This is a genomic window from Acinetobacter sp. HA (genome assembly GCF_000264725.1).
GTDB lineage: Bacteria > Pseudomonadota > Gammaproteobacteria > Pseudomonadales > Moraxellaceae > Acinetobacter > Acinetobacter schindleri.
On the sequence record NZ_AJXD01000049.1, the window covers coordinates 1 to 24677 of the forward strand.

A 24677-nucleotide genomic window follows, 5' to 3' on the forward strand; every position below is an offset into this window, starting at 1 on the left:
TTTTTTTATAGGTGATCAAATCATCTTAGTGATCAGAGGCACCTGAGATACCAATACCTGTTTGTGAACGTACAAACTGTGCATCGAATGCTTTGCGTTCCGCTTGTGCTTGTGCAGAGTTATCTGTCACAGAGAACAGCCAGCAGAAGAAGAATGCTAAAGGCATCGCAAATAATGCAGGACCATTGTATGGATTAATTGGTGTATCAGAAATACCCAATGTATCTACCCAAACTGCTTTAGACAGTACGATAAGTACCACTGCTAATACTAAACCTACAAGACCACCTGCTACTGCGCCACGAGTTGTTAAACCTTTCCAGAACATGGAAAGTACAAGTACCGGGAAGTTGGCACATGCAGCCACAGAGAATGCTAGACCAACCATGAAGGCAACGTTTTGCTTCTCGAACAGGATACCCAAAATCATGGCAAAGATTGCAAGACCTAAAGTCGCAATTTTAGACATACGCAGTTCAGATTCAGGCGTGGTTTGACCTTTCTTCAATACGTTGGCATACAAATCATGTGAAATTGCTGATGCACCTGACAAGGTCAGACCTGCAACAACCGCAAGGATGGTGGCAAATGCAACTGCTGAAATGAAGCCCATGAACAAGTCACCGCCCAATGCATCAGACAAGTGAACTGCTGCCATGTTGTTACCACCCACAAGCTCAAGCTTGCCAGTGATGGCCATTTTTGCAATATCCAAGAATTGCGGGTTATTCGATACATATAGAATCGCACCGAAACCGATGATGAAGGTTAACAGGTAAAAATAACCAATAAAGCCTGTCGCCACGACCACCGATTTACGTGCTTCTTTGGCATCTTTTACTGTGAAGAAACGCATCAGGATATGTGGCAGACCTGCTGTACCAAACATCAAGGCAAGACCAAGAGAGATTGCATCAACCGGGTTAGACGCCAAGCTACCAGGACCCATGATTTTGGTTGCATCAGCCAAGCTCAGATCATGCACTTTTGAATAGACACCAATCGCCTGTTCAAACATATTGGTAAAACTGAAGCCCACGCCTTTCATCACCATGAAAGCCATGAAGGTCGCACCAGATAACAGCATTACGGCCTTGATGATCTGTACCCAAGTCGTTGCCAGCATGCCACCGAACATCACGTAAGCCATCATCAGTAAACCGACAATAACAACTGCAATATTATAGTTCAGACCGAATAGAAGCTTGATCAGCTGGCCTGCACCCACCATCTGTGCAATCAGGTAGAACGCTACTACAACCAAGGAGCTTAATGCAGCCAAAGTACGTACTGGTTTTTCCTGTAAGCGGAAAGAGACGACATCTGACAGATTATATTTACCCAGGTTACGCAGACGTTCTGCTACCAGAAACAATACGATCGGCCAACCCACCATGAAGCCCAGGGAATACAGCAAGCCATCGAAACCAGATAGGAATACCATTGCGGAAATACCCAGGAAGGATGCTGCTGACATATAGTCACCGGCAATTGCCAGACCATTCTGGAAACCAGAGATCCCGCCACCGGCTGTATAGAAATCTTTGGTATTGGTGGTTTGTTTTGCCGCCCATTTAGTAATAAACAGGGTTGCTCCCACAAAAATCAGGAACATGATAATTGCAGGCCAATTGGTTGCCTGCTGTTCAGCTGCACCCAGATCAGGACCGGCCAGTGCCATACCTGAAGCTATTGTGGTCGCAGCAAAGGCAATAAGAGAATTCCATTTCATCTTAGTGGTGTCCTTTTTCATGAGCAATCGCTTCTACTTCACGAATTGCTTCTTCAGTAAGTTGATCAAGACGGTTATTCGCGATATAGGAATAGACGCCGCATAAAATAAATGACAGCACAATAATTCCCAAACCTAGCGGAATACCCCAAGTCGTTACACCACCTGAAATTGAAGACAATAGAAATTCTTTGTTGTAGCCAACAAGCAACATGAAACCCACATAGACAAATAGCATGATGCCAGTCAACGTCCAGCTCAGCATACTTTTCCTGCGGACCATTTCCTTAAATTTTGGATTCTGTAGAATACGATCTACTTGTACCTCATCCATAATTACACTCCTGTAGCCCAACCTTGGGCCGACTATTTTTTAATTCGAATTATCACTGTTACAAATTAACAATAATCGCAGGTGCTTGTAATTTAGACTTTGGTCGTTAAAAAATAAGCAATTTGAACGCCTGCGTTCATGATGCTGTATCATAGCCGCATGCTCAGTACACTTCAGGCAATATGAACAGTTGGCTCATCATAGGGGTACTCACCCTCTATATCGCATTACTCTTTGTTTGTGCATTTTTCGGGGAGAAACACGCCAGTCGGCTCAGCACTCGTGGACGCATGCTATTGTTTAGCTTAACTTTAGGTGTCTACTGTTCTTCCTGGACCTTTTATGGAGCAACAGGTGCTGCAGTACGTGAAGGGATTATTTTCCTACCTATCTACCTCGGCCCACTGCTTTTTGTCGCGATTGGTTATGACATCTGGCGCCGGTTGGGACGAGTACGTCAGCACCATGCCATTTCCTCGATCGCAGATTTTGTCGCGGCACGTTATGGTAAAAGTGGACCACTGGCTTCACTGGTCACCATTCTGGCAGTCATTGCGATTATTCCCTATCTGGCCTTGCAATTGCGTGCGATTGCCCTAAGTGCATCCGTGATTCTGGAACCTTCCGCAGGGGTAACAGGCACGACCAATGGCGTGCTGTTCCTGACCGGTATTCTGGCGATTCTGGCGATGATGTTTGGTACCCGGCAGATTGCCAATACTGAACAGCATGGCGGCCTGATGCTGGCAGTCGCCTTTGAATCTTTCGTTAAGCTGTTTGCATTACTGGCAGTTGCTGGTTTCTTCATGTTTGCTGCACCAGAAAATTTGTCGCAGATTACGGGCGATATCAAAACCACCTTCCATGAAGTGCAACTGTTTGGCGTGCCAGAAAGTTTCTGGGTACAAACTTTACTCGCGGCATTGGCGATTATCTGTTTGCCGCGTCAGTTCCACGTGGCCGTGGTTGAACTGCGTGATGAAAAGCATATCCGTGGCGCCCGCCGCTGGTTTGCAGTTTATCTGATTCTGACTACCATCGCGATCATTCCAATTGCCAGTTGGGCACTACATGCGGCACCACATTATCTGGCGATTCCAGATGTAGCAGTACTGTCTTTGCCTCTGAGCTATAACCAGGACTGGCTGACCCTATTAGCCTTCCTCGGAGGATTCTCGGCATCCACCGGGATGTTATTGGTGTCTTCCGTTGCCTTATCGATCATGCTGAGTAATGACTTGATCATGCCGGCGCTGTGGCGTTCTAATCTGATTTCACGCCATGACAAACGTCTGCCACTGGTACTGAAATTTACCCGACGCATCTCTATCTTAGCTGTAATGCTGATGGGCTTCCTGTTCTTCAATTTCTTTAATGATATTGATCAGCTTTCTATCTTCGGTCTGCTGGCCTTTAGTGCGGTGGCACAGTTTGCCCCTGCCCTGATTGGTGGTCTGTACTGGCGGGGTGGCAGTAAACAGGGTGTCTATGCCGGCTTGCTGACCGGTTTTGCTTTGTGGGCTTATACCTTACTGTTCCCGACCATTCTGCGTAGCCTGCCCGAAACATATCAGCAGTTTAGCCACGACTTTCTCAATTATGGCCCACTGGCGCTCAACTGGCTTCGTCCTGAAGCATTACTGGGTTTTGAATCCTTTGATTCCCTGACTCATGGTGTGGTGTGGTCACTCGGTCTCAATTTACTGCTTTACATTTGGGTGTCACGCATCTTCCGTCCAAGTGTGGCAGAGCAGATTCAGGCGGAAAGTTTCTTCTACTATGAAACCAAACCCCTGCCTTCACAGAGCCCAACTACTGAAGTGAGCTATTCCCATCAGGATGTGGCCCGTTTAAAAGTCGGTGACCTGATTACGCTGGCCAAACGCATTACCGGTGAAGAACCCACCACGCGTGCATTCAAGCAGTTCTGTACCCAGAATAATGTCGAGCTGAATGAAAATAGCAGTGCCAATGGCATGTGGTGGCGCTTTACCGAGCAATATCTGGCTGGCACGATCGGTGCTGCCTCAGCGCGTACCTTATTGACCACTGCGATGGTAAATAACGGTCTGGCTCTTGGTCAGGTTGCCAATATTCTTGACCAAGCTTCCCAGTGGCAACGCTTTAACCAGAACCTGATCATGACCATGATCGACCATATGACCCAAGGTGTCAGTGTCGTCGATGAAAACATGTGCCTGGTAGCATGGAACAACCAGTATCTGAAGCTATTTGATTATCCAAAAGATATTGTTTATGTTGGTTGCCCGATCGCCGACCTGATTCGTTATAACGCCGAGCGCGGTGAATGTGGGCCGGGTTCGGTTGAAGAACATGTACGTAAACGGATTCACTGGATGCAGGTCGGTAGTGCACATGAATTCGAGCGGATCCGTAAAGATGGCCGCGTGATTCAGATGCGTGGCAATCCGATTGAAGGCGGTGGTTTTGTTACGACCTTTGCGGATATTACCGCCTTCCGTGAAAATGAAGCCGTACTGGAAGCACGTGTGCGTGATCGTACCCAGCAGCTTGCGGATGCCTTGTCCGAACAGCAACTGGCTCGTGAACAGGCAGACAAGGCGAATATGTCCAAAAGCCGCTTTATTGCAGCAGCCAGTCATGACCTGTTACAGCCGATGCATGCAGCACGTCTGTTCAGTACGGCACTGGAACAAAGTGTGCAAAGCGAAGAAGATCGCAAGACCTTACAGCAGCTGGACCGTGCCTTGTATGGTGCAGAAAGCATGCTTTCTGCCCTGCTGGATATTGCCCGTCTGGAAGGTGGAACGATTCAGCCGAAGCGTCAAGCCTATCCATTGCATGATCTGCTCAGCGATCTGGAATTACAGTTTAAATCCATCGCAGCACAGCGTGGCATCAAGTTCAGTGTGCATGATGCGCAGTTCTGGATTGATACTGATCCACAATGGATTCGCCGGATTATCCAGAACTTTGTCAGCAATGCGCTCCGTTATACCGCCAGCGGCAAAGTGATTGTGGGTGTACTGCGTTCCAGCAGCAAACCGAATCATATCCGTATTGGCGTATGGGATACCGGACCGGGTATTGCCGAAGAACAGCGGATCAAACTGTTCCAGGAATTTGAGCGCTGTGGTCATACCTCTCCATGGGGTGAACAAGGTTTGGGGCTGGGTCTGGCGATTGTGCAGCGTATGACCAGCATGCTGGACTATCCGGTACACGTCTACTCTGAATATGGCAAAGGCTCCTGCTTCATGATTGAAGTACCGCTCACTGAGGCACCAAAAGTTGTGGCAGCTCCAGTGCAGGCGGTACCGCTGAAATCCAAAGCCTTTAAAGTGCTATGTCTGGACAATGATGAAACCATTCTGGAAGGTATGTCGACCTTGCTGACCAAATGGGGATATCAGGTATTTAAAGCTACAGAGCCTGAACAGGCACAGGAAATGATTGAACAGGAAAATATTCAGGTCTGGCTGGTGGATCAGCATTTGAATCATGACCAACGCGGCCTGGACTTTATCGTAGATAATCGTAAGCCAAATGTACCGGTTGCCTTGATCACTGCGGATTCTGATCCTGAACTGCCACAGCAGCTTAAGGAACTGAATATTGTGCTGCTGAAAAAACCGCTGAAACCTGCTTCATTACGTTCATGGCTATCGGGTTTAAAAATCTCAGACAGTTAAGTGGTTATGGTTTCGATAAGTGCCTGTTTTACCGTGTAAAGCAGGCACTTTTTATGTTAAATGTCACAAAAATTTCAATATTTGCATGATTTTTAAGCGTATGTGCCAAAAATATCAGAATCAGGCTAAAAATCCTTACATCAATTGACCAAAAACATCATTTTAAAAATCGCTATGGCAAAACTTCACCATTCCTGACGTGAACCTGTGTGTACTTGGTTACAATATTGTAAGCTATTATTTTATATAAACTAATATAGGATTAACTTGATTGCTTGAACTTTAGTCGTATTTTTTCATGCCCCTATTTCGCTCTAAAAATATGACTTAGAAACGATCAGTATCTATTCATGCCTATATTCCTCATCCGCATGTCAGCTGATCATTTATTACTGCATAAAGGATGACTAATCATGAGCCTAGACACTAATACTGAGATCAATCAGAACCGACAGTTTCATCGTCAATACGGTGCCAATGCCATGCTGCCGGCAATCGACTGGAATAATCTGTTTAAGTACAGCAAACTTGATCCTGCTCAAATTGAAGCGCTAGAAACCCTGTATCAATCTGCAGTTCCTCTCGCCCTACAGGTATTTGATGAGCTGCACTTTGATGTGTTTGAGCCTTTTGCCTATAAGCCGCAAGGTCTGGGGCTGTTCGAGCGTCTGGCAGAGCAGGAATCGAAGCTGATTCAGTCTCTGGAAACCGAAGCTGCAGATTTAAGTGAAGATACCCGTCATCAGATCTGGAGCATGTTATTGCGCGGTGGTGCGGTACTGGTATTTAAAGCATGGCTGGCCAAGGTTAAAACTGGTGATGACCAGCTGGACACCTCACAGTTTGATGAACTTTCTGAGCTGCTCTTTATTAAAACCTCACCAATCGAGCTGGCAGAGCGCCTACGCGTCGATCCAAAGTCAGAACAGGATCATATTTTCCTGATGTATGGCAATGATGTTTACCTGGATCGGTTTAACAGCCTGGAAACGGCTGCGCTGTTTGTCGATCTGGGTGTGTATGATGCAGCTTTTTTAAGTCTGCGTGACGACCGTGTTGCTGAATACCTGATGTCAAAAGGCTATGTGACTCAAGAACAGATTGATGAACTGCAATGTGCCTTGAACCCGCTGTTCTGTGCTGACCTTACGCCAAAACAGGACTGTATTGCCTAAAAGCAGATATTCAGACCATAAAAAAAGACCTCTGCGGAGGTCTTTTTTTGGCGCTTCGAAAAGCTTAGATTTTCTTTTCTTCAATATTCAGCGCATTGATCGCCAAGACAGCCTGGGTACGGTTCTGTACGCCAAGCTTACGGAAGATCGCAGTCACGTGGGCTTTAATGGTTGCTTCCGATACATCCAGTTCATAAGCAATCTGCTTGTTCAGCAAACCTTCTGCCACCATCATCAATACGCGGAACTGTTGTGGGGTCAAAGACTGAATACGTTCAGCCAGTGCAGTTTCATCAGCCGCACGCGGATCAAAGTTCATATTAGCTGGCAGATTTGGCGGTAACCAGATTTCGCCTTCCAGTACTTCCCGAATCGCTTCACCAATATGGCTTGGATGTGCTGATTTTGGAATATAACCCATCGCACCATGTGCAATTGCGCGTTGAATGATGCTGACTTCTTCGTGAGCCGATACCACAATAATTGGAAGCGAAGGATATTGAGCACGGACATGCACCAATGCAGAAAAGCCGGAAGCACCCGGTAAATTCAGATCCAGCAGCACAAGATCAGGTTCAGGACCATTTTCCAGGCGTTCATAAAATTCATTGACTGCTGCAGTTTCATGAATTTGTGCTTGCGGTAAGCTATAACGAACGGCTTGAATTAAAGCATGACGAAACAGTGGATGATCATCAACGATTAAAATATTCATAGGACGTGAGAGAGATCTTGTGCACGGTAGCTTATATTCTACCTGTAGTCGGTAGGTCAGCGATATGCAAGACTGTACAATTTTTAAAAATAATATCCAGTTTCGTTACATAAACTCTAGAATATGGGTATTTCACTAATTATTTAATTCTCATCATTTTTTTGTATATGTGTTATTAGCTGACTAGAATGCTTATTCTTATTCAATATAAGTCAAAATATCAATGTATTAGTTGCGATTGGCTTTCCAAAAAGCAAATATTTTAGTTATATCTCAAATGTAGATAACTTTTCAGCTTTTCCTTATTTTACACCCATGAGTGCATTTTGGATTAATAGGTTCATTCCGAGACTAACCCGTTTTTAGGTTCCAAAATGTCAAATCAAGATCTACAAAAGCCGCTCAATATCGTTGCCGTTTCTGGTGGTTTAAATCATCCTTCTAAAACTGAAGCGTTGGTACAAGCGATTATTGATGAGCTGGGTGAAGCCACACCTATCAATGTACATTTCATTAAATTCAGTGAAATTGGTCAGTTACTGGGTGGCGCAATCTACCGTAACCAGTTACCGCAACGCATTCAGGATGATTTGGCAGTTGTAGAAGCAGCGGATGCACTGATCGTCGGCACTCCAGTTTACCGTGCCTCTTTCACTGGCCTGTTCAAACACTTCTTCGACTTTGTAGAGCAAACGGCGCTGGTGGATGTTCCTGTCCTGTTAGCAGCATCCGGTGGCAGTGACCGTCATGCACTGGTGCTTGAACATCAATTACGTCCATTATTCAGCTTCTTTCAGGCACAAACATTACCAATTGGTGTGTACGCAACGGATCGTGACTTCACACCTGAATATACCATTCACAGCGAACTGCTTCGCGCACGTATCACACTGGCTGTCGCACGTGCATTACCAATCCTGGAATGGGCACCAGCCAAAGGTCAACGTGCTGAAGTGATTAAAGAAAAGTCTCAACAAGCCAATCAGAACCTGGGCATCAATAAACAGATTGAACAGGAAGAAGTGCTGCCTTCAGCAGCAGTGCCTAGCCTGGATGCAGCAGAGTCCCGCTTACACAGCAAAAAAGCACCAAAAACTCAAGTTGCTTAACGAAAAACTTCTTCAGAGGGTGAGAAGAATGTCAAATAAAAAACATATTACTTTTGCATATTGGGTTCCAAATGTGAGCGGTGGTCTGGTGGTGAGTAACATCGAGCAGCGCACCGACTGGAGCTATGACTATAATGTACGTCTGGCACAGACAGCGGAAAAGGCTGGCTTTGACTATGCCCTGACCCAGATCCGTTTTACTGCAGGCTATAATGCAGAAAATCAGCATGAATCAGTCAGTTTTAGCCACGGTATTCTGGCAAAGACTGAACGTTTGAAAGTCATCGCTGCGATTCTGCCAGGTCCATGGAAACCTGCGCTGGCTGCTAAACAGCTGGCAACCATCGATCACCTGACCAATGGCCGTATTGCAATTAATGTGGTCAGTGGCTGGTTCCGCGGCGAGTTTGATGCAATTGGTGAAGAATGGCCAGAGCATGACCAGCGCTATGCCCGTTCAGAAGAGTTTATCCGTAGTCTGAAAGGTGTCTGGACTCAAGATCATTTCAGTTTTGATGGCAAGTATTACCAGTTTAATGACTATAGCTTGAGTCCAAAGCCGGTACAGAAACCGCATATTGAAATTTTCCAGGGGGGCAGCTCCCGCGCTGCACGCGATATGGCTTCACGTGTATCCGACTGGTACTTCACCAATGGCAACACACCTGAAGAATTGAAAAAACAGATTGATGATATCCGTGAAAAGGCCAAAGCCAACAATCACCAGGTAAAAATCGGTGTGAATGCCTTCGTTATTGCACGCGATACTGAGGAAGAAGCACAAGCAGTACTGCAGGAAATCGTTGCCAAGGCCAATGTCCAGGCCGTGAGATCTTTTAGTGATGCAACGCGGGAAGCAGGTGCAGCAACCGCAGAAGGTGAAGGTAACTGGGCCAAGTCTACTTTTGAAGATCTGGTTCAATACAATGACGGCTTCCGCACTAACCTGATTGGTACACCGCAGCAAATTGCTGAACGCATCATCGAACTGAAAAAAGTCGGTGTGGATCTAATTCTGTCTGGCTTCCTGCACTTTATTGAAGAAGTTGAATATTTTGGCCAAAAGGTATTGCCTTTGGTCCGTGAACTTGAAGCACAACAGGCAACGGCTGTGCAACAAGAAGACGCTGAGCTCGTATAAGTATTCCAATAAATCTCAGCGCTTTCCATTCACTCCCCTAAGGCTCGGCTTAGGGGATTTTTTTATCTGGGCAGAAAACCAGGCAGTACAGTACAACGCTAGCCGGATTCTGTATTCCTCCCTACAATGTGATGCAATTGCAAGAATAGATGTTTTAACTATGTATACCGGTATTGTCCAAGGCCTGGAAAAGGTCGTTGAAATTCGCAAAGGCAATGGCTTTATTACGATCATTGTCAGTGATCAGCAAGGTTTCTTTGCAGATGTATTTATTGGTGCCAGTGTCGCACTAAATGGTGTATGCCTGACCGTGACCACGATTGACCATGAACAGCAACAGATTCATTTTGATATTTCTAATGTCACGCTTGAACTCACCACTTTAAAATCACTTAAAGTCGGTGATGAAGTAAATATTGAACGTTCAGCAAAAGTGGGGGCGGAAAATGGCGGTCATAACCTGTACGGACACATTGAAGGCACAGCTCAAGTCACCCAGATCGAGCGTCGCGGTGAAACCCTGCATATTAACCTGCAGATTCCAGCTGGCAATATCAAATACTTTTTCCTGAAAGGTTTTATCGGACTGAATGGCTGCAGCCTGACAGTAAACCATGTCGATCGTGTCAAAAGTGAGATTTCGATTGACCTGATTCCAGAAACCCTACGTCTAACGACCTGGAAATCTGTTCAGGTTGGTGATGAAGTGAATTATGAAATTGACCAGATGACCCGAACTCTGGTAGATACGCTGGAAAATATCCATCTCGCCAAAGGCTAATACCTTCAGAGCTGATAGTGACAAACTTCAGCTCCTATCACGTTAATATTTCTCTACTATTTCTGTTTGATCAGATTATCTAGAATGCATGGCATCTTATTGATTTAGAAAACTGTCATGCATCTGATCTGGTTCCGGAACGACTTACGCCTTCATGACCATGCTGCCTTATGGCATGCAGCACAAAGCAGGCAATGTCTGGCGCTGGTCATCCTGTCACCTGAACAATGGCAACTGCATCAGGATGCACCGATCAAGATCGACTTCTATCTGCGCCGGCTAAAAATCCTGAAACAGCAGCTAGAAGCATTGAATATCCCTCTTCTAATTTTAAATATTCCACTCTGGAAAGATATTTCAGAGCAGCTTTTGGCACTGTGCCAGCAATTTCAGATCAGCACCGTGCACTGCAATATCGAAACCGGGCTTAATGAGCAGCAGCGTGATCAGGCTGTCGAGCAATTATTGCAACAGCATCAGATTAGTTGTGAATACTATGAAGATCGTACCCTGTTTCCTTTAGGTTCGATCCGCAATCAGAGCCAACAGCCTTATCAGGTGTTTAGTGCATTTAAAAAGAAATGCTATGAACGGCTGCTTATCGATGTGCCTTCCTGTTATCCAGATATTGAAGCACAGCCTAAGTTACAACTCGATCTTTCTCAGTTTAATTTTAATTTGGATAAATTTTCTGAGGCTTATCGGCCAGAGACAGCCAACCCGTATTGGCCAGTTGAAGATAAACACGCCTTTGAATTACTGAATGAATTTATCGCAGACCGGCTAAAGGATTATAAAACCGATCGGGATTTTCCAGCGATCGATGGTACCAGCCAGTTATCGCCGTATTTAAATATCGGTATTCTTTCAATCCGGGAGTGTGTGCAGGCTTTATTCACCTCTTCTCAAGGTTATTTCCAGCTTGAAGATGTCGGTCAGCAGACCTGGCTGGATGAACTGCTCTGGCGTGAATTTTACCAGCATACCCTGCACGATTTTCCTAAAGTGTCCAGACATCAGCCATTTAAGGAAAATACCAAGGCGATAGAATGGCGTGATGCTCCAGAAGATTTAGCTGCCTGGCAGCAAGGCCGGACGGGGATTCCGATTGTTGATGCTGGTATGCGCCAGCTGCTGGCAACGGGCTGGATGCATAACCGGGTACGTATGATTACCGCGATGTTCCTGAGCAAAAACCTGTTGATCGACTGGCGGCTGGGCGAAGCCTGGTTTATTCAACATCTGATTGATGGTGACCTGGCTGCTAACAATGGCGGCTGGCAATGGTGTGCCTCGACCGGCATGGATGCAGCACCTTATTTCCGGATTTTTAATCCGGTGAATCAGTCACAGCGTTTCGATCCCAACGGCGACTATATCCGTGAATGGGTTCCAGAACTGGCACATCTGGATGCTAAAACCATTCATGAACCTTATGCCAAAAATCCAGATTTAGGGCTGGATTATCCAAAACCGATTGTCGATTTAAAACAGTCCCGCGTCCGGGCAATTGAAGTATTTAAACAAATTTAAGTCAAAATACTAACCAATAAAAAGCCTCCAAATGGAGGCTTTTTAAAAGATGAATCAAGAATAAAAACTTGGATCAGGCACTTTACCCGTCAGTACCCATTCACCTACTTCCTGATATTTATAATCCACCGGATCATGCAGGGTCTGAGTGCGTACATTGCGCCAGAAACGGTCCAGATTTAGCTTGGCTGTCGTTGCTCGTGCGCCCATGACCTGGAAAATATTCTGGGTAATATACAGTGAAGTATTGGTTGCGGCAATTTTTGCGGTGGCAATGGCAATAGATACTTCACCACGCTCTTCAACTGTTAGATCAGGGCCAACATTCCAAGCCTTTTGCAAAGTCTGAATGGCTTTATTTGCCAATAGACGTACACCTTCTAGCTGTACATAAAAATCGGCAAAATGCTTCTGGGTAAAGGGATCATTGACTGCGTTTTCAACCAGTGATTTCGACCAGGCTTTCTGACTTTGTACAGTCTGCTTGGCTACTTCAAAGGTCCCTTCCGCTACACCGAGGAACATATGCACAAAAATCAGCTGGGCAATCAATGGACGCAGGCTGGAATATGGTGTACTCAATGGCCCTGGATTCAATAACAGCTCATCTTTATGAATTTTCACCTGTTCAAAATGACTGGTCCCACTGTCGGTTTGACGCTGGCCCATATTGTTCCAGTCACCCAGGAAGCTGACGCCTTCACGCTGGGTTGGAATTACGCCAATCAGTAGTTGGCCCTCTTCGTTATAACCTGAACAGAGCAGGATGTCTGAGTCGATTGAACCGGAACAGAAGCTCTTGTCTCCATGGAAAATATATTCTTGGTCAGAAGTTTTTACTAACTTTCGTACGGCGATCCAGCGGGTTTAAGGTATTGCCCCAGAATAGGTTTTTACGTGCAGTCTGTTCAAACCATAAGCCATATTGTTCCGGCTGTGAGAACAGCTGTACCGTCGCAATCAGTAAATGATGAAAGCCATAAACATGTGCCAGTGAACTGTCTACGCGTGCAATTGCCTGAATGGTCTGAAAAATTGTCTGCCAGTCTGCACCCTGCCCGCCATATTGCTTTGGAATAGACAACCCCAGCAAGCCACTGTCACGAATCAGGTCGCGTTGCTGCTTGGGATTGCCACCCTGTTTATCACGTTCAGCTGCGCTCAAGGCAAATTGATCTGCCAGAGACTGAGCAATATCAAGCGGAGATTGATTCAGGTATTGTTGTCGCACATTCATTCTTTTGTACTCATTTTAGCTATCTACAGCATGCCAGAAGCTTAACAGATCAAGTTCGGAGCCCATATCCGAAAGCATGCAGAGCTTATCAGTGATATAAAAATACCGGCTAAAGAAAGCCGGTATTCTCTTGATTTTATAAAAATTTAAGCGGTTCTTTGCACTTCGGCAATCAGGTTATCCACCACCTGTGGTTCAGCTAAAGTTGAAGTATCACCTAAGCTATCCAGTTCATTCGCTGCAATTTTTCTCAAGATCCGGCGCATGATTTTACCAGAGCGGGTTTTCGGTAATGCTGGCGCCCAGTGCAGTGCATCTGGCGTCGCGACTGGTCCAAGAATCTTGCGCACCCAGGCCACCAGTTCAGCACGCAGTTCTTCCGTACTCTCGGTTCCTGCCTGCAGAGTCACGAAAGCACAGATACCCTGACCCTTAATATCATGTGGCATACCCACGACTGCAGCTTCAGCTACAGACTCATGTGCTACCAGTGCACTTTCAATTTCAGCTGTTCCCAGACGATGACCGGATACATTCAGCACGTCATCGACACGACCGGTAATCCAGTAATAGCCATCTTCATCCCGACGCGCACCATCACCCGTGAAATAGGTCCCCGGATAAGTCGAGAAATAAGCCTCGATAAAGCGTTCCGGATCACCCCAGATGGTGCGCATCTGACCTGGCCAGGAATCCTTGATCACCAGATTACCTTCCACTGCACCTTCCATCTCTTTGCCTTCAGCATCAACAATCGCTGGCTGCACACCAAAGAATGGTCGGGTTGCAGAGCCTGGTTTCAGATCGGTTGCACCTGGCAATGGGGTAATCATGAAACCACCAGTTTCGGTTTGCCACCAGGTATCCACAATCGGACAGCGGCTTTCACCGACTACGCTGTAGTACCAGTTCCAAGCTTCCGGATTAATCGGTTCCCCGACTGAACCGAGCAGGCGCAGGCTGCTGCGGTCACTTTCACGCACAAAGGCATCCCCTTCACGCATCATGGCGCGAATCGCAGTGGGTGCGGTATAGAGAATAGTGACATTGTGTTTGTCTACGATATGCCCGGTGCGTGCCCAGCTTGGATATTGCGGAACCCCTTCAAACATGACGGTGGTGGTACCATTCGATAATGGGCCATAGAGCACGTAAGAGTGTCCGGTGATCCAGCCCACATCAGCGGTACACCAGAACACATCATCCTGCTTGATGTCGAAAACTTCACGAAAGCTGGAGTTCACATACGTCAGATAACCACCGGTGGTATGCAGTACCCCTTTTGGCTTGCCTGTTGAGCCTGATGTATACAGAATAAACAGAGGATCTTCTGCATTCATGGGTTCAGGTGGACAGATCTCATTGACCGTCATGATTTCCATGTGATACCACAGGTCCCGACCTTCCTTCATTTCGATCGGATTACCCGTGCGATGCACCACCATGACGTGCTCTACTGATTCAGTACCAGCAATTTTCAGGGCTTCATCCACATTGGCTTTCAGTGGAATAGGCTTGCCGCCACGCATACCGGAGTCAGCTGTGATGACCATTTTCGCCTGGCTGTCCTCAATACGGCTAGCCAGCGAATCTGGCGAGAAACCGCCAAATACCACGCAATGTACTGCGCCAATACGGGCGCAGGCCAGCATGGCAATCGCAGCTTCAGAGACCATTGGCATGTACAGCACCACACGGTCACCTTTCTTGATGCCGTTCTTTTTCAGGACATTGGCAAAGCGGCAGGTTTCATCATACAGCTCATGAAAAGAGATAATTTTGTGACGGGATGGATGATCCCCTTCCCAGATAATTGCCGGCTTATAAGGATGCTCTTTTAGATGGCGGTCCAGACAGTTGGCACTGACATTCAGCTGGCCATCAGCAAACCATTCGATCTTGAAATTATCTTTGTCGAAGCTGGTGTCTTTAACTTTGGTAAATGGCTTGATCCAGTCAAGGCGCTGGGCTTGCTCGGCCCAAAACTCATCCGGTTCTTCAATAGAGCGCTGATAGCGTTCGAAATATTCAGCCTCGGTGGTCCGTGCGGTTTTTTTAAATTCTGCTGGTACAGGATAGATCTCTTTCATTATTTACTTCCTTGATCTTATTCCCTCTCATCACGAAAGGTTCATGCCACGTTATTGATTGTTTTTTATGCATAGCTCAGTATGAACGGCTTATCTCAAATTGGACAATCATGCTTTGGTCGTATTCTGATCAATCCATTTAAAACATAGGTTTACAGGTGAATCCAATACATTCCTGTCTAGTTTTCGTATCTCACCATTCCGTTTAATCTTATAATGGTGTTGAATTTTTATACTTCCTTACAGGCAAACATGTTTGCCTGTTTTCAATTACTTGAACTGGCTCAGCCCATGAACTCTAAAGATACTTCGCCATTTTTCTCCCGCTCTCCGGCACCTTCCAATGATAATCCGCTATCTCTTGAAGGGCGCTTTGGCCGGCTCAGCTTTATTGGCTGGTACGCTTTCCTGCATATCATTTTTTCTTTGCTTCGATTGCCCTCAGTCTGGTCAGCGGTATTTTCAGCCTGACCACCTTGTCTCTGGATAATCGGCAGTTTGTTGATGCACTGACTGGTTTGGCTGGCTTGGGCTATCTGCTGTTGGTTGTGTTCTATCTGTATTTCTATATTGTGGTAGTGGCACGCCGCCTGCATGACCTGAATAAATCTGGCTGGCTGATGCTGCTGATGCTAGTGCCGGTGGTTAATATTTTATTTATTTTCTATCTGCTGCTGGCAAGAGGCACAGCAGGACATAACCGCTTTGGTGCACCGCGACCAACTGCAGTCTGGGAAAAAATTCTGGCCTGGCTGATAATACTATTGACCGTGTTAAGTCTATTTGCTGCTAGCAGCATGGTATCCTTCATGATGGGAAGTGGTGAGCTGGAAAGTCCACAGGAAGTGATCCAGCAAGGGACAGAATATTTTTAAGCTTATGTTAAATTTTGCTACCACCCGCAAGGGCTATGCAACTTTCTATTAAGTTCAATGTAAAAATCAGGCAAAATAATGCGATTTTTTTATAATCGGGATACTCGTGGCTGAAAAAGACAATGCTCTAAGCCAAGTGACTGAAGGGACAACTGAGCTGTTGCATCAAGCAACTGAAAAAACTGCTCAGACCGTCATTGAGCACACGGCTAAATATAATGATGCGTATTCAACCGTCGATAAATTTATTGAGGCGTTTTGGGAGCGCCTGCCTTATATCTGTATCGCACTGGTAGTTTTCAGTATCTTTTATCTGCTTTCGAAGCTGTTCAAGTTTTTTGTGCGTAAAGCGATTGGTGAACGGAGTTACAGTAAACAGAACCTGGTATTGGTACTTAACCGTGTCGGTACATCTGCAATTATTTTTATTGGCTTCCTGATTGCCATGGTCATTGCTATTCCAGGCTTTACACCCGGGCAGCTGATGAGTGCCTTGGGGATTGGTTCGGTGGCGATCGGTTTCGCTTTCAAGGATATTTTCCAGAACCTGTTGTCCGGCGTGCTGATTCTGCTCGGTGAACCGTTTAAAATTGGCGATGACATTATTGTCTCAGGCATGGAAGGCACGGTAGAAGATATCCAGATCCGTGCAACTTTCCTGCGCTCACCCGATGGCCGCCGCATTGTGATTCCAAATGCAACGGTTTATACCAGTGCCGTGACGGTAAATACGGCTTATCCACGCCGCCGCTGTCAGTTTGTGGTTGGTATTGGCTATGAAGATGATGTGCAGAAAGCCAAGAGTATCATTATGGCAATTCTGGACAAGGATCAGTTGATCCTCAGCCAGCCTGCTTTTAATGTCAATGTGACTCAACTGGCTGACTTCTCGATTAATCTGACGGTAACCTGGTGGGTCGACACCCAGGAAAATTCTACAGGTAATTCAATCAGTACCGTTCAGGAACATGTGATTGAAGCCTTCGCGGAACATGGCATTTCAATTCCTTACCCTGTACAGGAAGTAAAAGTGTACCGTGGTGAAAATACTGAAGATGCTTCAGGCCGTGCTAAACAGTCGACCTAAGACATAAGGGATTACTGTTTCAGTACGGATAATACGGTTGCCAAGGCTCACAGCCTGGCAGCCATTTTTTATAAGCAAATCTATTTCATAAGGAATAAAACCACCTTCTGGTCCAATTACCACCGTACACGGATGCTCAATTGCAAAAGGCATTTTGCTTTCAGCATAAGGATGCGCCACATAAGCCGGGCAATCTGTACTAATCAAGGTCGGTAGTACATCTTCTACAAAGGGTTTAAAACGTTTATAGAATTCGATTTTCGGCGCAATCGTATCCCCGGCCTGTTCCAGTCCCAGCTCTATATAATGATCTAACTGTTGTAAAAATGGAGTTTGCCAATAGCTTTTATCCACTCGATAGCTATGCAGCAAAATGATCTTCTCTACCCCAAGTGTCGCCGCATCCATAATTAAACGACGCAACACTTTCGGACGTGGTAAAGCCACAATCAGCGTCACTGGCAACTTCGCAGGCACAGCTTCTTCTTTTAAGGGTTTGAGACGAACTGTTTTTTCTGTAATTTCGATAATTTCCGTAAGATACCGTTTGCCTTCACGGATACCCACTTTAAGCGTATCACCGACTTGAATATCCAGATGCTGTTGCAAATGTTCCAATTGACGTTTGGCACTGATCGCCCAAATCTCAGATTGGGTTTGACGAGGATCAAGCAGGACGATGTTCATAACTAAAAACCAATCAAAAGATTTAATTCAGTAACGCATTGTCTGCACGACAATCATCAGCACAACAATGAGTCATATAGGAATCACAACTCAATATAGGAATAACAACTCGCCATTGGCATTCGTGACAGGTGACATGGATGTCACCCGTTTGATTGGGGTACATGGATGTATTCTCAATCAAACAAAAGATTTTTGCTACTTTTCATCTCTGAAAAGTAGGTCATCTCTACAATTAAACTTTTAGTAGTAAACCGATATATGCGAGTGTGGTGCAGTTTTACAAATACTGATCTATTACTGCAATATGCTTGGCAAGCGAACCCTGATTCTGCTGCATAATCTTTTGTGCTGCGGTATTTAAACTTTCTGCCTTGGATGAATCATTTAGAATCTTCAGCAAAGTTGTAGCTGCCTGCTGAACATTCTCTACCACTTCTACAGCTTGAGCTTCAATAAACTCATCCACAATAGTCTGGAAGTTAAAATAATTCTTACCCAGAATCGTAGGCACATTTAGTGCGATCGGCTCCAGAATATTATGTCCACCACCAGGCTCATTTAAAGAACCACCGACATAGCAGACTTGGCTAAGTGCATACCACAGCCACATCTCACCCATTGAATCTGCCAGATAAATCTGGGTATCCGCTTCAATTTTCTGTTCCAAACTACGGCGTTGGGTGGTTAAGTTAAGAGCCTGCGCGGCCTGAAACACTTCATCAAAACGTTCCGGATGACGTGGCACCACAATACACAGTAAGTTTGGATCAGTATCTAGAGCTGCTTTTAATTCGGCCATCAGCTGCTGTTCTTCCGGTGCATGGGTACTGGCCAAGGTAATGATCTTACGGCCTTGTAAAGTCCATTCCCGTTTTAACTCACTCGCACGCTCAATAAACTGCTGTGGTGCCGTGATATCAAACTTGATATTACCTAAAATCTGGGTTTTTTTAGTTTCGATGCCTAAATCAATATAACGTTGTTGGGTTGCAAGATCTTGAGCCAATAGCTGCTGCATTGCGTTCAGCATGCTACGGGTTAGCCCTTTGACCTTGCCATAACCTTGAGCTGATTTTTCTGAAAGACGGGCATTCAGCAACAGACAGGGCACCTTATAATTCCTTGCCTGATCAATGAGATTTGGCCAGAGCTCAGTTTCCATTAATAGCAATAATTTCGGCTGATATTTCTGATAAAAATCCTGAATCAGATGTTTTTGATCGGCAGGTAAATAAACGGCCTGAAATAAATTTAAATAGGGTTCTTTAAGAAAAAGAGATTTGGCGCGTGCCTGACCTGTTTTAGTGGTATTGGTTACCAGCACCGGATGGCCTGATTTTAAATAATATTCAATCAGTGGCTGTGCCGCATTAGTCTCTCCAACCGAAACCACATGAAACCAGATGGCATGTTTGTTTTTTGGGGTCTGAAACGGACCAAAACGCTCAAGCAATTCCTGTTGTAGTTGTTCAGGACTTTCCGCACGCTTGCGAATACGTGACTGATATAAAGGCTTGATCAGTGTCAGTGCCGCGTTGTACCAAAAAGGAGTAGCCAAATGTTGCCCCGAAATTGAGTGAATCGGCAAAATATAACAGAGCCACATCGACATGTTAACCGATGTGGCTTATTTTCAGATTATTCTATTGTGCTTAAAACTTTTACTTCTGCCAAAGTCGGGTAATCAATATAACCCTCAGCCGCCTGACTGCCGATCATATTTTCCAGTTTTAGCTCGTTCAGCGGTGCATCTTGTAACAGACGCTCGTATAGGTCCGGATTGGCAATATAGGCCTTACCAAAAGAGACCGCATCTGCTTTACCTGAGGCTAAAAGTTCAATAGCATCCTCACGGCTCAAGCGCATATTAGCAATATACGGCACGCCACCTGAACGCTGTTTCATATATTCAGAAATGCTGTCTTCAGCCAGATATTCACGAGTAAAGAAAAACGCGATTTGACGTTTGCCCAGCTGCTCCATTGCATAACCAAATGTTTCACGTGGATCATCATCACCCATGTCATGCTCATCACCACGTGGTGCCAGATGCACACCAACACGATCCGCGCCCCAGACTTCGATCAAGGCATCCACCACTTCCAGCAGGAAACGAGTCCGGTTTTCAACAGAACCACCGTATTCATCTTCACGCTTGTTGGTCTTGGTTTGCAGGAACTGGTCAATCAGATAACCATTGGCGCCATGCAACTCTACCCCATCAAAACCGGCGTCTTTGGCACGAATTGCAGCCTGCTTATATTGCTCGGTAATGGCATGAATTTCTGAGATTTCCAGCGGACGTGGAAGAACATAAGGGCGCTTAGGACGTAACAGGCTGACGTGACCGGCCTGTTGTACTGAACTCGCCGATACCGGTGTTTCACCATTTAACAGCTCTGGATCAGAAACACGCCCCACATGCCATAGTTGGGCAACGATTAAACCACCCTTCTCATGTACAGCATTGGTTACCAGTTTCCAGCCTTCGACCTGTGCATCTGTAAATAGCCCAGGTGTATTGCGGTAACCATTGGCTTCTTCAGAAATAACTGTCGCTTCAGAAATGATCAGGCCTGCACTTGCACGTTGGGCATAGTACTCAGCCATCATCGCGGTTGGGACACGCTCATCGGTTGCACGACTACGGGTTAAAGGCGCCATGATGACACGGTTTTTTAATTCAAGCGCACCCAGTTTCAGGGGGGTATTTAATTCAGCCATACTGACTCCGACCTCCAGATCTATTTTAGAGGTGTTGTTGTAGATGTTCGATGTACTGCTGAATCAAAGCTTCGTTGCGGGAGAAATATGACCATTGCCCATGTTTGGTGGCGGTAATTAATCCCGCCTGCTGTAACACGGACAAATGATTGGACATGGTGGACTGCGAAACTTGCCCTAATTTTTCAATCTGGCCCGCACAAACACCACGCTGAAAGCCGCCACATTCTTCGGCAGACAGAAACTGCTCTGGTGTTTTTAACCATTCCAGAATTTGCCGGCGTGTGGGATTTGCCAGTGCTTTAAAGATCAGATCAAAGTCCATAGTCACATCACATAGTCGTGCGCAACAAAGCTGATTGCAGCATTTATCCCATTATATCGTATTTTTTCGATTTATATATCGAATATTTTAGATATAAGAGTCACAAACTGTATCTGCTTTGCTACGCAGAGAGTTAAAAGGTCTGCTTACAGGCCTTGTTTCAAGCTTGCTTCAATAAATTTATCCAGATCACCATCCAGAACTGCACCTGTATTTGAATTTTCAACACCAGTACGTAAGTCTTTGATACGTGAGTCATCCAGTACATAAGAACGGATCTGGCTACCCCAACCAATGTCAGACTTCGAGTCTTCTAATGCTTGAGCCGCTTCATTACGTTTGCTCATTTCCAGTTCATAGAGTTTTGCACGTAACTGTTTCCAGGCATGGTCACGGTTGGCATGTTGTGAACGCTGGTTCTGACAGGCCACCACAATACCGGTTGGAATATGGGTCAGACGTACCGCAGAGTCAGTTTTGTTAATGTGCTGACCACCGGCACCCGAGGCACGGTAAGTATCGGTACGGACATCTGAAGGATTGATTTCAATCTCAATATTGTCATCTACTTCAGGCGATACAAATACTGCAGAGAATGAAGTATGACGGCGGTTACCCGAGTCGAATGGTGATTTACGTACTAGACGGTGTACACCTGATTCGGTACGTAACCAGCCATAGGCATACTCACCTTCTACCCGGATCGTAGCAGACTTGATCCCGGCTACATCACCGTCAGACTCTTCCATCACTTCTGCTTTAAAACCATGACGTTCAATCCAGCGCATGTACATACGCAGCAGCATCGATGCCCAGTCTTGTGCTTCCGTACCACCTGAACCTGCCTGAATTTCCACATAGCATGGATTCGGATCCATCGGATTACTGAACATACGACGGAATTCAAGCTTTGCCAGCTCTTCTTCTGCTGTTGTCAATTCTGCCTGAACATCTTCAAGCATGGCTTCTTCATCGGCTTCTACAGCCAGATCAAGCATGGCTTGTGCATCTTCAAGCTGACTCGCCAGACCATCCAGTACATTCAGTACATTCTCAAGCTCGCCTTTTTCTTTGGCCATAGCCTGCGCACGGTTCTGATCATTCCAGATGGCTGGATCTTCTAATTCACGGAGAACCTCTTCCAAACGCTCTTTTTTCAGATCGTAGTCAAAGATACCCCCGTAGTGTTTGACCACGTTCGTTCAAGTCTTTTAGCTGGAGTAGATAAGGATTAATTTCCACGTGAATTTCTCTCAATCAATAAGGCATAAATTTTTAGCAGGCAATTATATCACAGTCCTTTCCCGCAGTTTGAACAGGACATCTGTATGATTTCTGCCTGCCATAAATATTTATTTCAATAATTCAACTCAATCAATTTAGCAGTGTTGATTCATCTTCATATAGAGAGAAAATGCATTCAAAATGAATTTTATTAACGAAAAATTTCTAATTTTTTAAAACTCAACCAGTCTATTTCATCATAAATTTTCTGATTATTTATTAATCAAAATCTCTAAAATTCACAATCTTTACATAGTTTTAATAAAACAAAACATTGTTTTTTTTATTTATATTTCAATGAATTAAAATCATAAAATTACACAAAATTACTGTATTGACATTAATGTAACTTTCCCTTGATTGACGATCTGCCGATTTGGGCTAGACTGAAACTGTAACAAAAAATGTATTAAATCCCAGCCAAAATTTCAGAGGGGAGTATCCGCATGAAAAAATTAGCAATCGCTTCAGCACTAATTTCAGCCGTAGCTTTTACGGGTACCGCAGCACATGCTTATCAAGCAGAAATTGGTGCATCAGCAGGCTTAACAGATCCGGACAACGGTAGTTCAAGCGGCTCTTTCGGTGTAGATGGCACTTACTACTTTAATCCTGTACAAACGCGTAATTCACCATTAGCCGAAGCTGCTTTCCTTGATCGTGCAAGCAATGTGAAAGCTGAATACCAATATGATGAAATTGGTGATGCTGAAGCACATCGCTACGGTGTCGGTGCAGAATACTTTGTACCGAATTCAGACTTCTATTTAGGTGGTAAGGTGAGTGGTCATGATTTACAAGACAATGATGACTTCGATAATGACCTGACGACTTATGCTGCAGAAGTGGGTTACCTTCCAGCACCAGGCTTATTGATTGCTGCTGGTGTGAAAGGATGGGATAACGACCGTGATGACGGTGTAGATCCAACACTTCGTGCAAAATATGTGACTACCTTAAGCAACGGTAAAGACATTAACCTTGAAGCTGGTGCCGCTTTTGGTGATCTCGATGAGTACAACCTGAAAGCTGACTACTTTATCGATAAAACTTTAAGCGTTGGTGCTGACTATCAGAACAATGACCTTATCGACCGTAGTGAATTTGGTGTGAGTGCACGTAAATTCATCAACCAGCAAGTTAGTCTTGAAGGCCGTGTAGGCTTTGGTGAAGCAGGTAATAATGACTACAATAAATTTGGTGTAGCTGCAAAATATCGCTTCTAATCTAAGTTAGACATAGCTTTAATAAAAGAGCCCTTCTTCGGAGGGGCTTTTTTAATGCACCAAAATAAGACCAATGGTCTTGACCATAAGAATAAAAAACATACAATTTGTTACAAGTATAAAATTTCAAGTTTTATCAATAACAACCGAGACTTATACATGTTAAAAAAAATTGTACTTGTAACTGCCCTGCTGGGTACATTTGGTTTGAGCCATGCTTATCAGACTGAAGTAGGTGGTAATCTGATTTATATTGATCCCGATCAAGGAGATTCTGCAATCGGATTTGGCCTAGATGGAACCTACTACTTTAATCCTGTACAAGTGAAAAACGCCCCATTCAATGAAGCTGCTTTTTTAAATCGTGCCAGCAATGTGAATGGTGGGTTTGCCTATATTAGTAATGATGACATCGATACTACGAGTTTAGGAGCAGGCGTAGAATTATTTGTACCTAACTCTGATTTCTATATCAGTGCTGACATTAGCCATAATGAAACAGAAGTTGAGCTTGGCCCTGTCACAGCCGAATCAGATCTAACCACGTATGGTGCTGAAGTAGGTTATTTACCAGTACCAGGTCTACTACTTGCCGCTGGCCTGCGTGGTTGGGACAATGACAATGATGATGGTGTTGATCCAACTTTACGCGCTAAATATGTTGCACCATTGGCAGGCAATGACATCAACTTGGAAGCTTATTTCGGTCTTGGCGATTTAGATGAATTCTCATTACGTGGCGACTACTACTTTGATAAAACCTTTAGCGTAGGCGTCGACTATTATGACAATGATGTCTATGACGAGTTTGGCATCAATGCAAAAAAATTCTTCAGTCCTCAAATGAGCCTTGAAGGACGTATAGGCTTAGGTGATGATGAAGATTCTTTCTCTGTTCGTGCAGCATATCGCTTCTAATTAAATATTACAGAGTATAAAAAACCG

At 45.1% G+C, this 24677-nt stretch carries 20 protein-coding genes and 1 pseudogene; 11 read left to right on the forward strand and 10 right to left on the reverse strand.

Features of this window, described 5'->3' with window-relative positions; all coding sequences use genetic code 11:
- Positions 1-25: 25 nt before the first annotated feature.
- Together HADU_RS09605 and HADU_RS09610 are read right to left on the reverse strand one after the other, a co-directional pair.
- Positions 26-1732 carry a cation acetate symporter gene (locus HADU_RS09605; RefSeq protein WP_008305707.1) on the reverse strand — a complete coding sequence of 569 codons (1707 nt, stop codon included), beginning with the start codon at positions 1730-1732 and terminating at the stop codon, positions 26-28.
- Between the two features lies 1 nt (position 1733).
- Positions 1734-2066 (reverse strand): DUF485 domain-containing protein, encoded by a 333-nt coding sequence (locus HADU_RS09610; protein WP_008305708.1) that lies wholly within the window; start codon positions 2064-2066, stop codon positions 1734-1736.
- Between the two features lie 182 nt (positions 2067-2248).
- On the opposite strand from HADU_RS09610, the gene HADU_RS09615 reads away from it, so the two are divergent.
- Together HADU_RS09615 and HADU_RS09620 are read left to right on the forward strand one after the other, a co-directional pair.
- On the forward strand, positions 2249-5740 hold the full coding sequence (locus HADU_RS09615) for a PAS domain-containing hybrid sensor histidine kinase/response regulator (RefSeq protein WP_008305709.1): 3492 nt from the start codon (positions 2249-2251) through the stop codon (positions 5738-5740).
- A 413-nt stretch (positions 5741-6153) separates the two neighbouring features.
- Complete coding sequence (locus HADU_RS09620; protein ID WP_004813695.1) at positions 6154-6915, forward strand: hypothetical protein; 762 nt, start codon at positions 6154-6156, stop codon at positions 6913-6915.
- Positions 6916-6979: 64 nt separating this feature from the next.
- On the opposite strand, the gene HADU_RS09625 is transcribed toward HADU_RS09620, so the two are convergent.
- Positions 6980-7630, reverse strand: coding sequence for a response regulator (locus HADU_RS09625; RefSeq protein ID WP_004813697.1), 651 nt, complete (start codon positions 7628-7630; stop codon positions 6980-6982).
- Positions 7631-8004: 374 nt separating this feature from the next.
- Between HADU_RS09625 and msuE the strand changes: the two genes are divergently transcribed.
- The 4 genes from msuE to phrB all read left to right on the forward strand — a co-directional run bounded on the left by msuE (position 8005) and on the right by phrB (position 12194).
- Positions 8005-8739 carry an FMN reductase gene (msuE, locus tag HADU_RS09630; RefSeq protein WP_004813699.1) on the forward strand — a complete coding sequence of 245 codons (735 nt, stop codon included), beginning with the start codon at positions 8005-8007 and terminating at the stop codon, positions 8737-8739.
- A gap of 28 nt (positions 8740-8767) precedes the next feature.
- The gene (gene sfnG, locus HADU_RS09635; protein ID WP_008305711.1) at positions 8768-9880 is read left to right on the forward strand and encodes a dimethylsulfone monooxygenase SfnG; all 1113 of its coding nucleotides are present in this window, start codon (positions 8768-8770) and stop codon (positions 9878-9880) included.
- Between the two features lie 160 nt (positions 9881-10040).
- A complete protein-coding gene (locus HADU_RS09640; protein ID WP_008305713.1) occupies positions 10041-10661 on the forward strand; it encodes a riboflavin synthase in 621 nt (206 codons plus the stop codon).
- A 117-nt stretch (positions 10662-10778) separates the two neighbouring features.
- Entirely contained in the window at positions 10779-12194 is a 1416-nt protein-coding gene (gene phrB, locus HADU_RS09645) for a deoxyribodipyrimidine photo-lyase (protein WP_008305715.1), read from the forward strand.
- A gap of 54 nt (positions 12195-12248) precedes the next feature.
- On the opposite strand, the pseudogene HADU_RS09650 reads toward phrB, so the two are convergent.
- Both HADU_RS09650 and acs read right to left on the reverse strand, forming a co-directional pair.
- Positions 12249-13431: pseudogene (locus HADU_RS09650) on the reverse strand (acyl-CoA dehydrogenase family protein).
- Between the two features lie 146 nt (positions 13432-13577).
- Positions 13578-15521, reverse strand: a complete 1944-nt coding sequence (acs, locus tag HADU_RS09655) for an acetate--CoA ligase (RefSeq protein ID WP_005220600.1) — start codon at positions 15519-15521, stop codon at positions 13578-13580.
- Between the two features lie 252 nt (positions 15522-15773).
- Between acs and HADU_RS15910 the strand changes: the two genes are divergently transcribed.
- The 3 genes from HADU_RS15910 (at position 15774) to HADU_RS09665 (ending at position 17483) form a co-directional block, all read left to right on the forward strand.
- Complete coding sequence (locus HADU_RS15910; protein WP_227499353.1) at positions 15774-15992, forward strand: hypothetical protein; 219 nt, start codon at positions 15774-15776, stop codon at positions 15990-15992.
- Entirely contained in the window at positions 15968-16396 is a 429-nt protein-coding gene (locus tag HADU_RS09660) for a DUF805 domain-containing protein (RefSeq protein ID WP_413540695.1), read from the forward strand. The genes HADU_RS15910 and HADU_RS09660 overlap by 25 nt, the downstream gene beginning before the upstream one ends.
- A gap of 106 nt (positions 16397-16502) precedes the next feature.
- Positions 16503-17483, forward strand: coding sequence for a mechanosensitive ion channel family protein (locus tag HADU_RS09665; protein WP_005220594.1), 981 nt, complete (start codon positions 16503-16505; stop codon positions 17481-17483).
- Here the strand turns inward: HADU_RS09665 and HADU_RS09670 are convergent.
- From HADU_RS09670 to prfB, 5 genes are all read right to left on the reverse strand, one after another.
- Complete coding sequence (locus HADU_RS09670; protein ID WP_005220593.1) at positions 17457-18170, reverse strand: 16S rRNA (uracil(1498)-N(3))-methyltransferase; 714 nt, start codon at positions 18168-18170, stop codon at positions 17457-17459. The two genes, HADU_RS09665 and HADU_RS09670, sit on opposite strands and share 27 nt — an antisense overlap.
- Positions 18171-18450: 280 nt before the next feature.
- Positions 18451-19731, reverse strand: a complete 1281-nt coding sequence (locus tag HADU_RS09675) for a 3-deoxy-D-manno-octulosonic acid transferase (protein ID WP_008305722.1) — start codon at positions 19729-19731, stop codon at positions 18451-18453.
- 80 nt (positions 19732-19811) lie between these two features.
- The gene (locus HADU_RS09680) at positions 19812-20897 is read right to left on the reverse strand and encodes an alkene reductase (protein ID WP_008305724.1); all 1086 of its coding nucleotides are present in this window, start codon (positions 20895-20897) and stop codon (positions 19812-19814) included.
- 25 nt (positions 20898-20922) lie between these two features.
- Positions 20923-21222, reverse strand: a complete 300-nt coding sequence (locus tag HADU_RS09685) for an ArsR/SmtB family transcription factor (RefSeq protein WP_005180779.1) — start codon at positions 21220-21222, stop codon at positions 20923-20925.
- Between the two features lie 146 nt (positions 21223-21368).
- A protein-coding gene (prfB, locus tag HADU_RS09690) for a peptide chain release factor 2 (protein WP_108675737.1) occupies positions 21369-22464 on the reverse strand; the annotation gives its coding sequence in 2 pieces (ribosomal slippage) (positions 21369-22391 and positions 22393-22464; 1095 coding nt in all).
- Between the two features lie 488 nt (positions 22465-22952).
- Here prfB and HADU_RS09695 point away from each other — a divergent pair.
- Both HADU_RS09695 and HADU_RS09700 read left to right on the forward strand, forming a co-directional pair.
- Positions 22953-23732 (forward strand): putative porin, encoded by a 780-nt coding sequence (locus HADU_RS09695; RefSeq protein WP_004813724.1) that lies wholly within the window; start codon positions 22953-22955, stop codon positions 23730-23732.
- Positions 23733-23891: 159 nt separating this feature from the next.
- Entirely contained in the window at positions 23892-24650 is a 759-nt protein-coding gene (locus HADU_RS09700; protein ID WP_034592709.1) for a putative porin, read from the forward strand.
- Positions 24651-24677: the final 27 nt, after the last annotated feature.

Bases quoted from the DNA above. Each gene is read 5' to 3' on its own strand.
- HADU_RS09695 (WP_004813724.1), top strand. From the start codon at position 22,953: ATGAAAAAATTAGCAATCGCTTCAGCACTAATTTCAGCCGTAGCTTTT.
- msuE (WP_004813699.1), top strand. From the start codon at position 8,005: ATGTCAAATCAAGATCTACAAAAGCCGCTCAATATCGTTGCCGTTTCT.
- HADU_RS09620 (WP_004813695.1), top strand. From the start codon at position 6,154: ATGAGCCTAGACACTAATACTGAGATCAATCAGAACCGACAGTTTCAT.
- HADU_RS09605 (WP_008305707.1), bottom strand. From the start codon at position 1,732: ATGAAATGGAATTCTCTTATTGCCTTTGCTGCGACCACAATAGCTTCA.
- HADU_RS15910 (WP_227499353.1), top strand. From the start codon at position 15,774: ATGTTTGCCTGTTTTCAATTACTTGAACTGGCTCAGCCCATGAACTCT.
- phrB (WP_008305715.1), top strand. From the start codon at position 10,779: ATGCATCTGATCTGGTTCCGGAACGACTTACGCCTTCATGACCATGCT.
- sfnG (WP_008305711.1), top strand. From the start codon at position 8,768: ATGTCAAATAAAAAACATATTACTTTTGCATATTGGGTTCCAAATGTG.
- acs (WP_005220600.1), bottom strand. From the start codon at position 15,521: ATGAAAGAGATCTATCCTGTACCAGCAGAATTTAAAAAAACCGCACGG.
- HADU_RS09680 (WP_008305724.1), bottom strand. From the start codon at position 20,897: ATGGCTGAATTAAATACCCCCCTGAAACTGGGTGCGCTTGAATTAAAA.
- HADU_RS09670 (WP_005220593.1), bottom strand. From the start codon at position 18,170: ATGAACATCGTCCTGCTTGATCCTCGTCAAACCCAATCTGAGATTTGG.
- HADU_RS09615 (WP_008305709.1), top strand. From the start codon at position 2,249: ATGAACAGTTGGCTCATCATAGGGGTACTCACCCTCTATATCGCATTA.
- HADU_RS09625 (WP_004813697.1), bottom strand. From the start codon at position 7,630: ATGAATATTTTAATCGTTGATGATCATCCACTGTTTCGTCATGCTTTA.
- HADU_RS09685 (WP_005180779.1), bottom strand. From the start codon at position 21,222: ATGGACTTTGATCTGATCTTTAAAGCACTGGCAAATCCCACACGCCGG.
- HADU_RS09610 (WP_008305708.1), bottom strand. From the start codon at position 2,066: ATGGATGAGGTACAAGTAGATCGTATTCTACAGAATCCAAAATTTAAG.
- HADU_RS09640 (WP_008305713.1), top strand. From the start codon at position 10,041: ATGTATACCGGTATTGTCCAAGGCCTGGAAAAGGTCGTTGAAATTCGC.
- HADU_RS09700 (WP_034592709.1), top strand. From the start codon at position 23,892: ATGTTAAAAAAAATTGTACTTGTAACTGCCCTGCTGGGTACATTTGGT.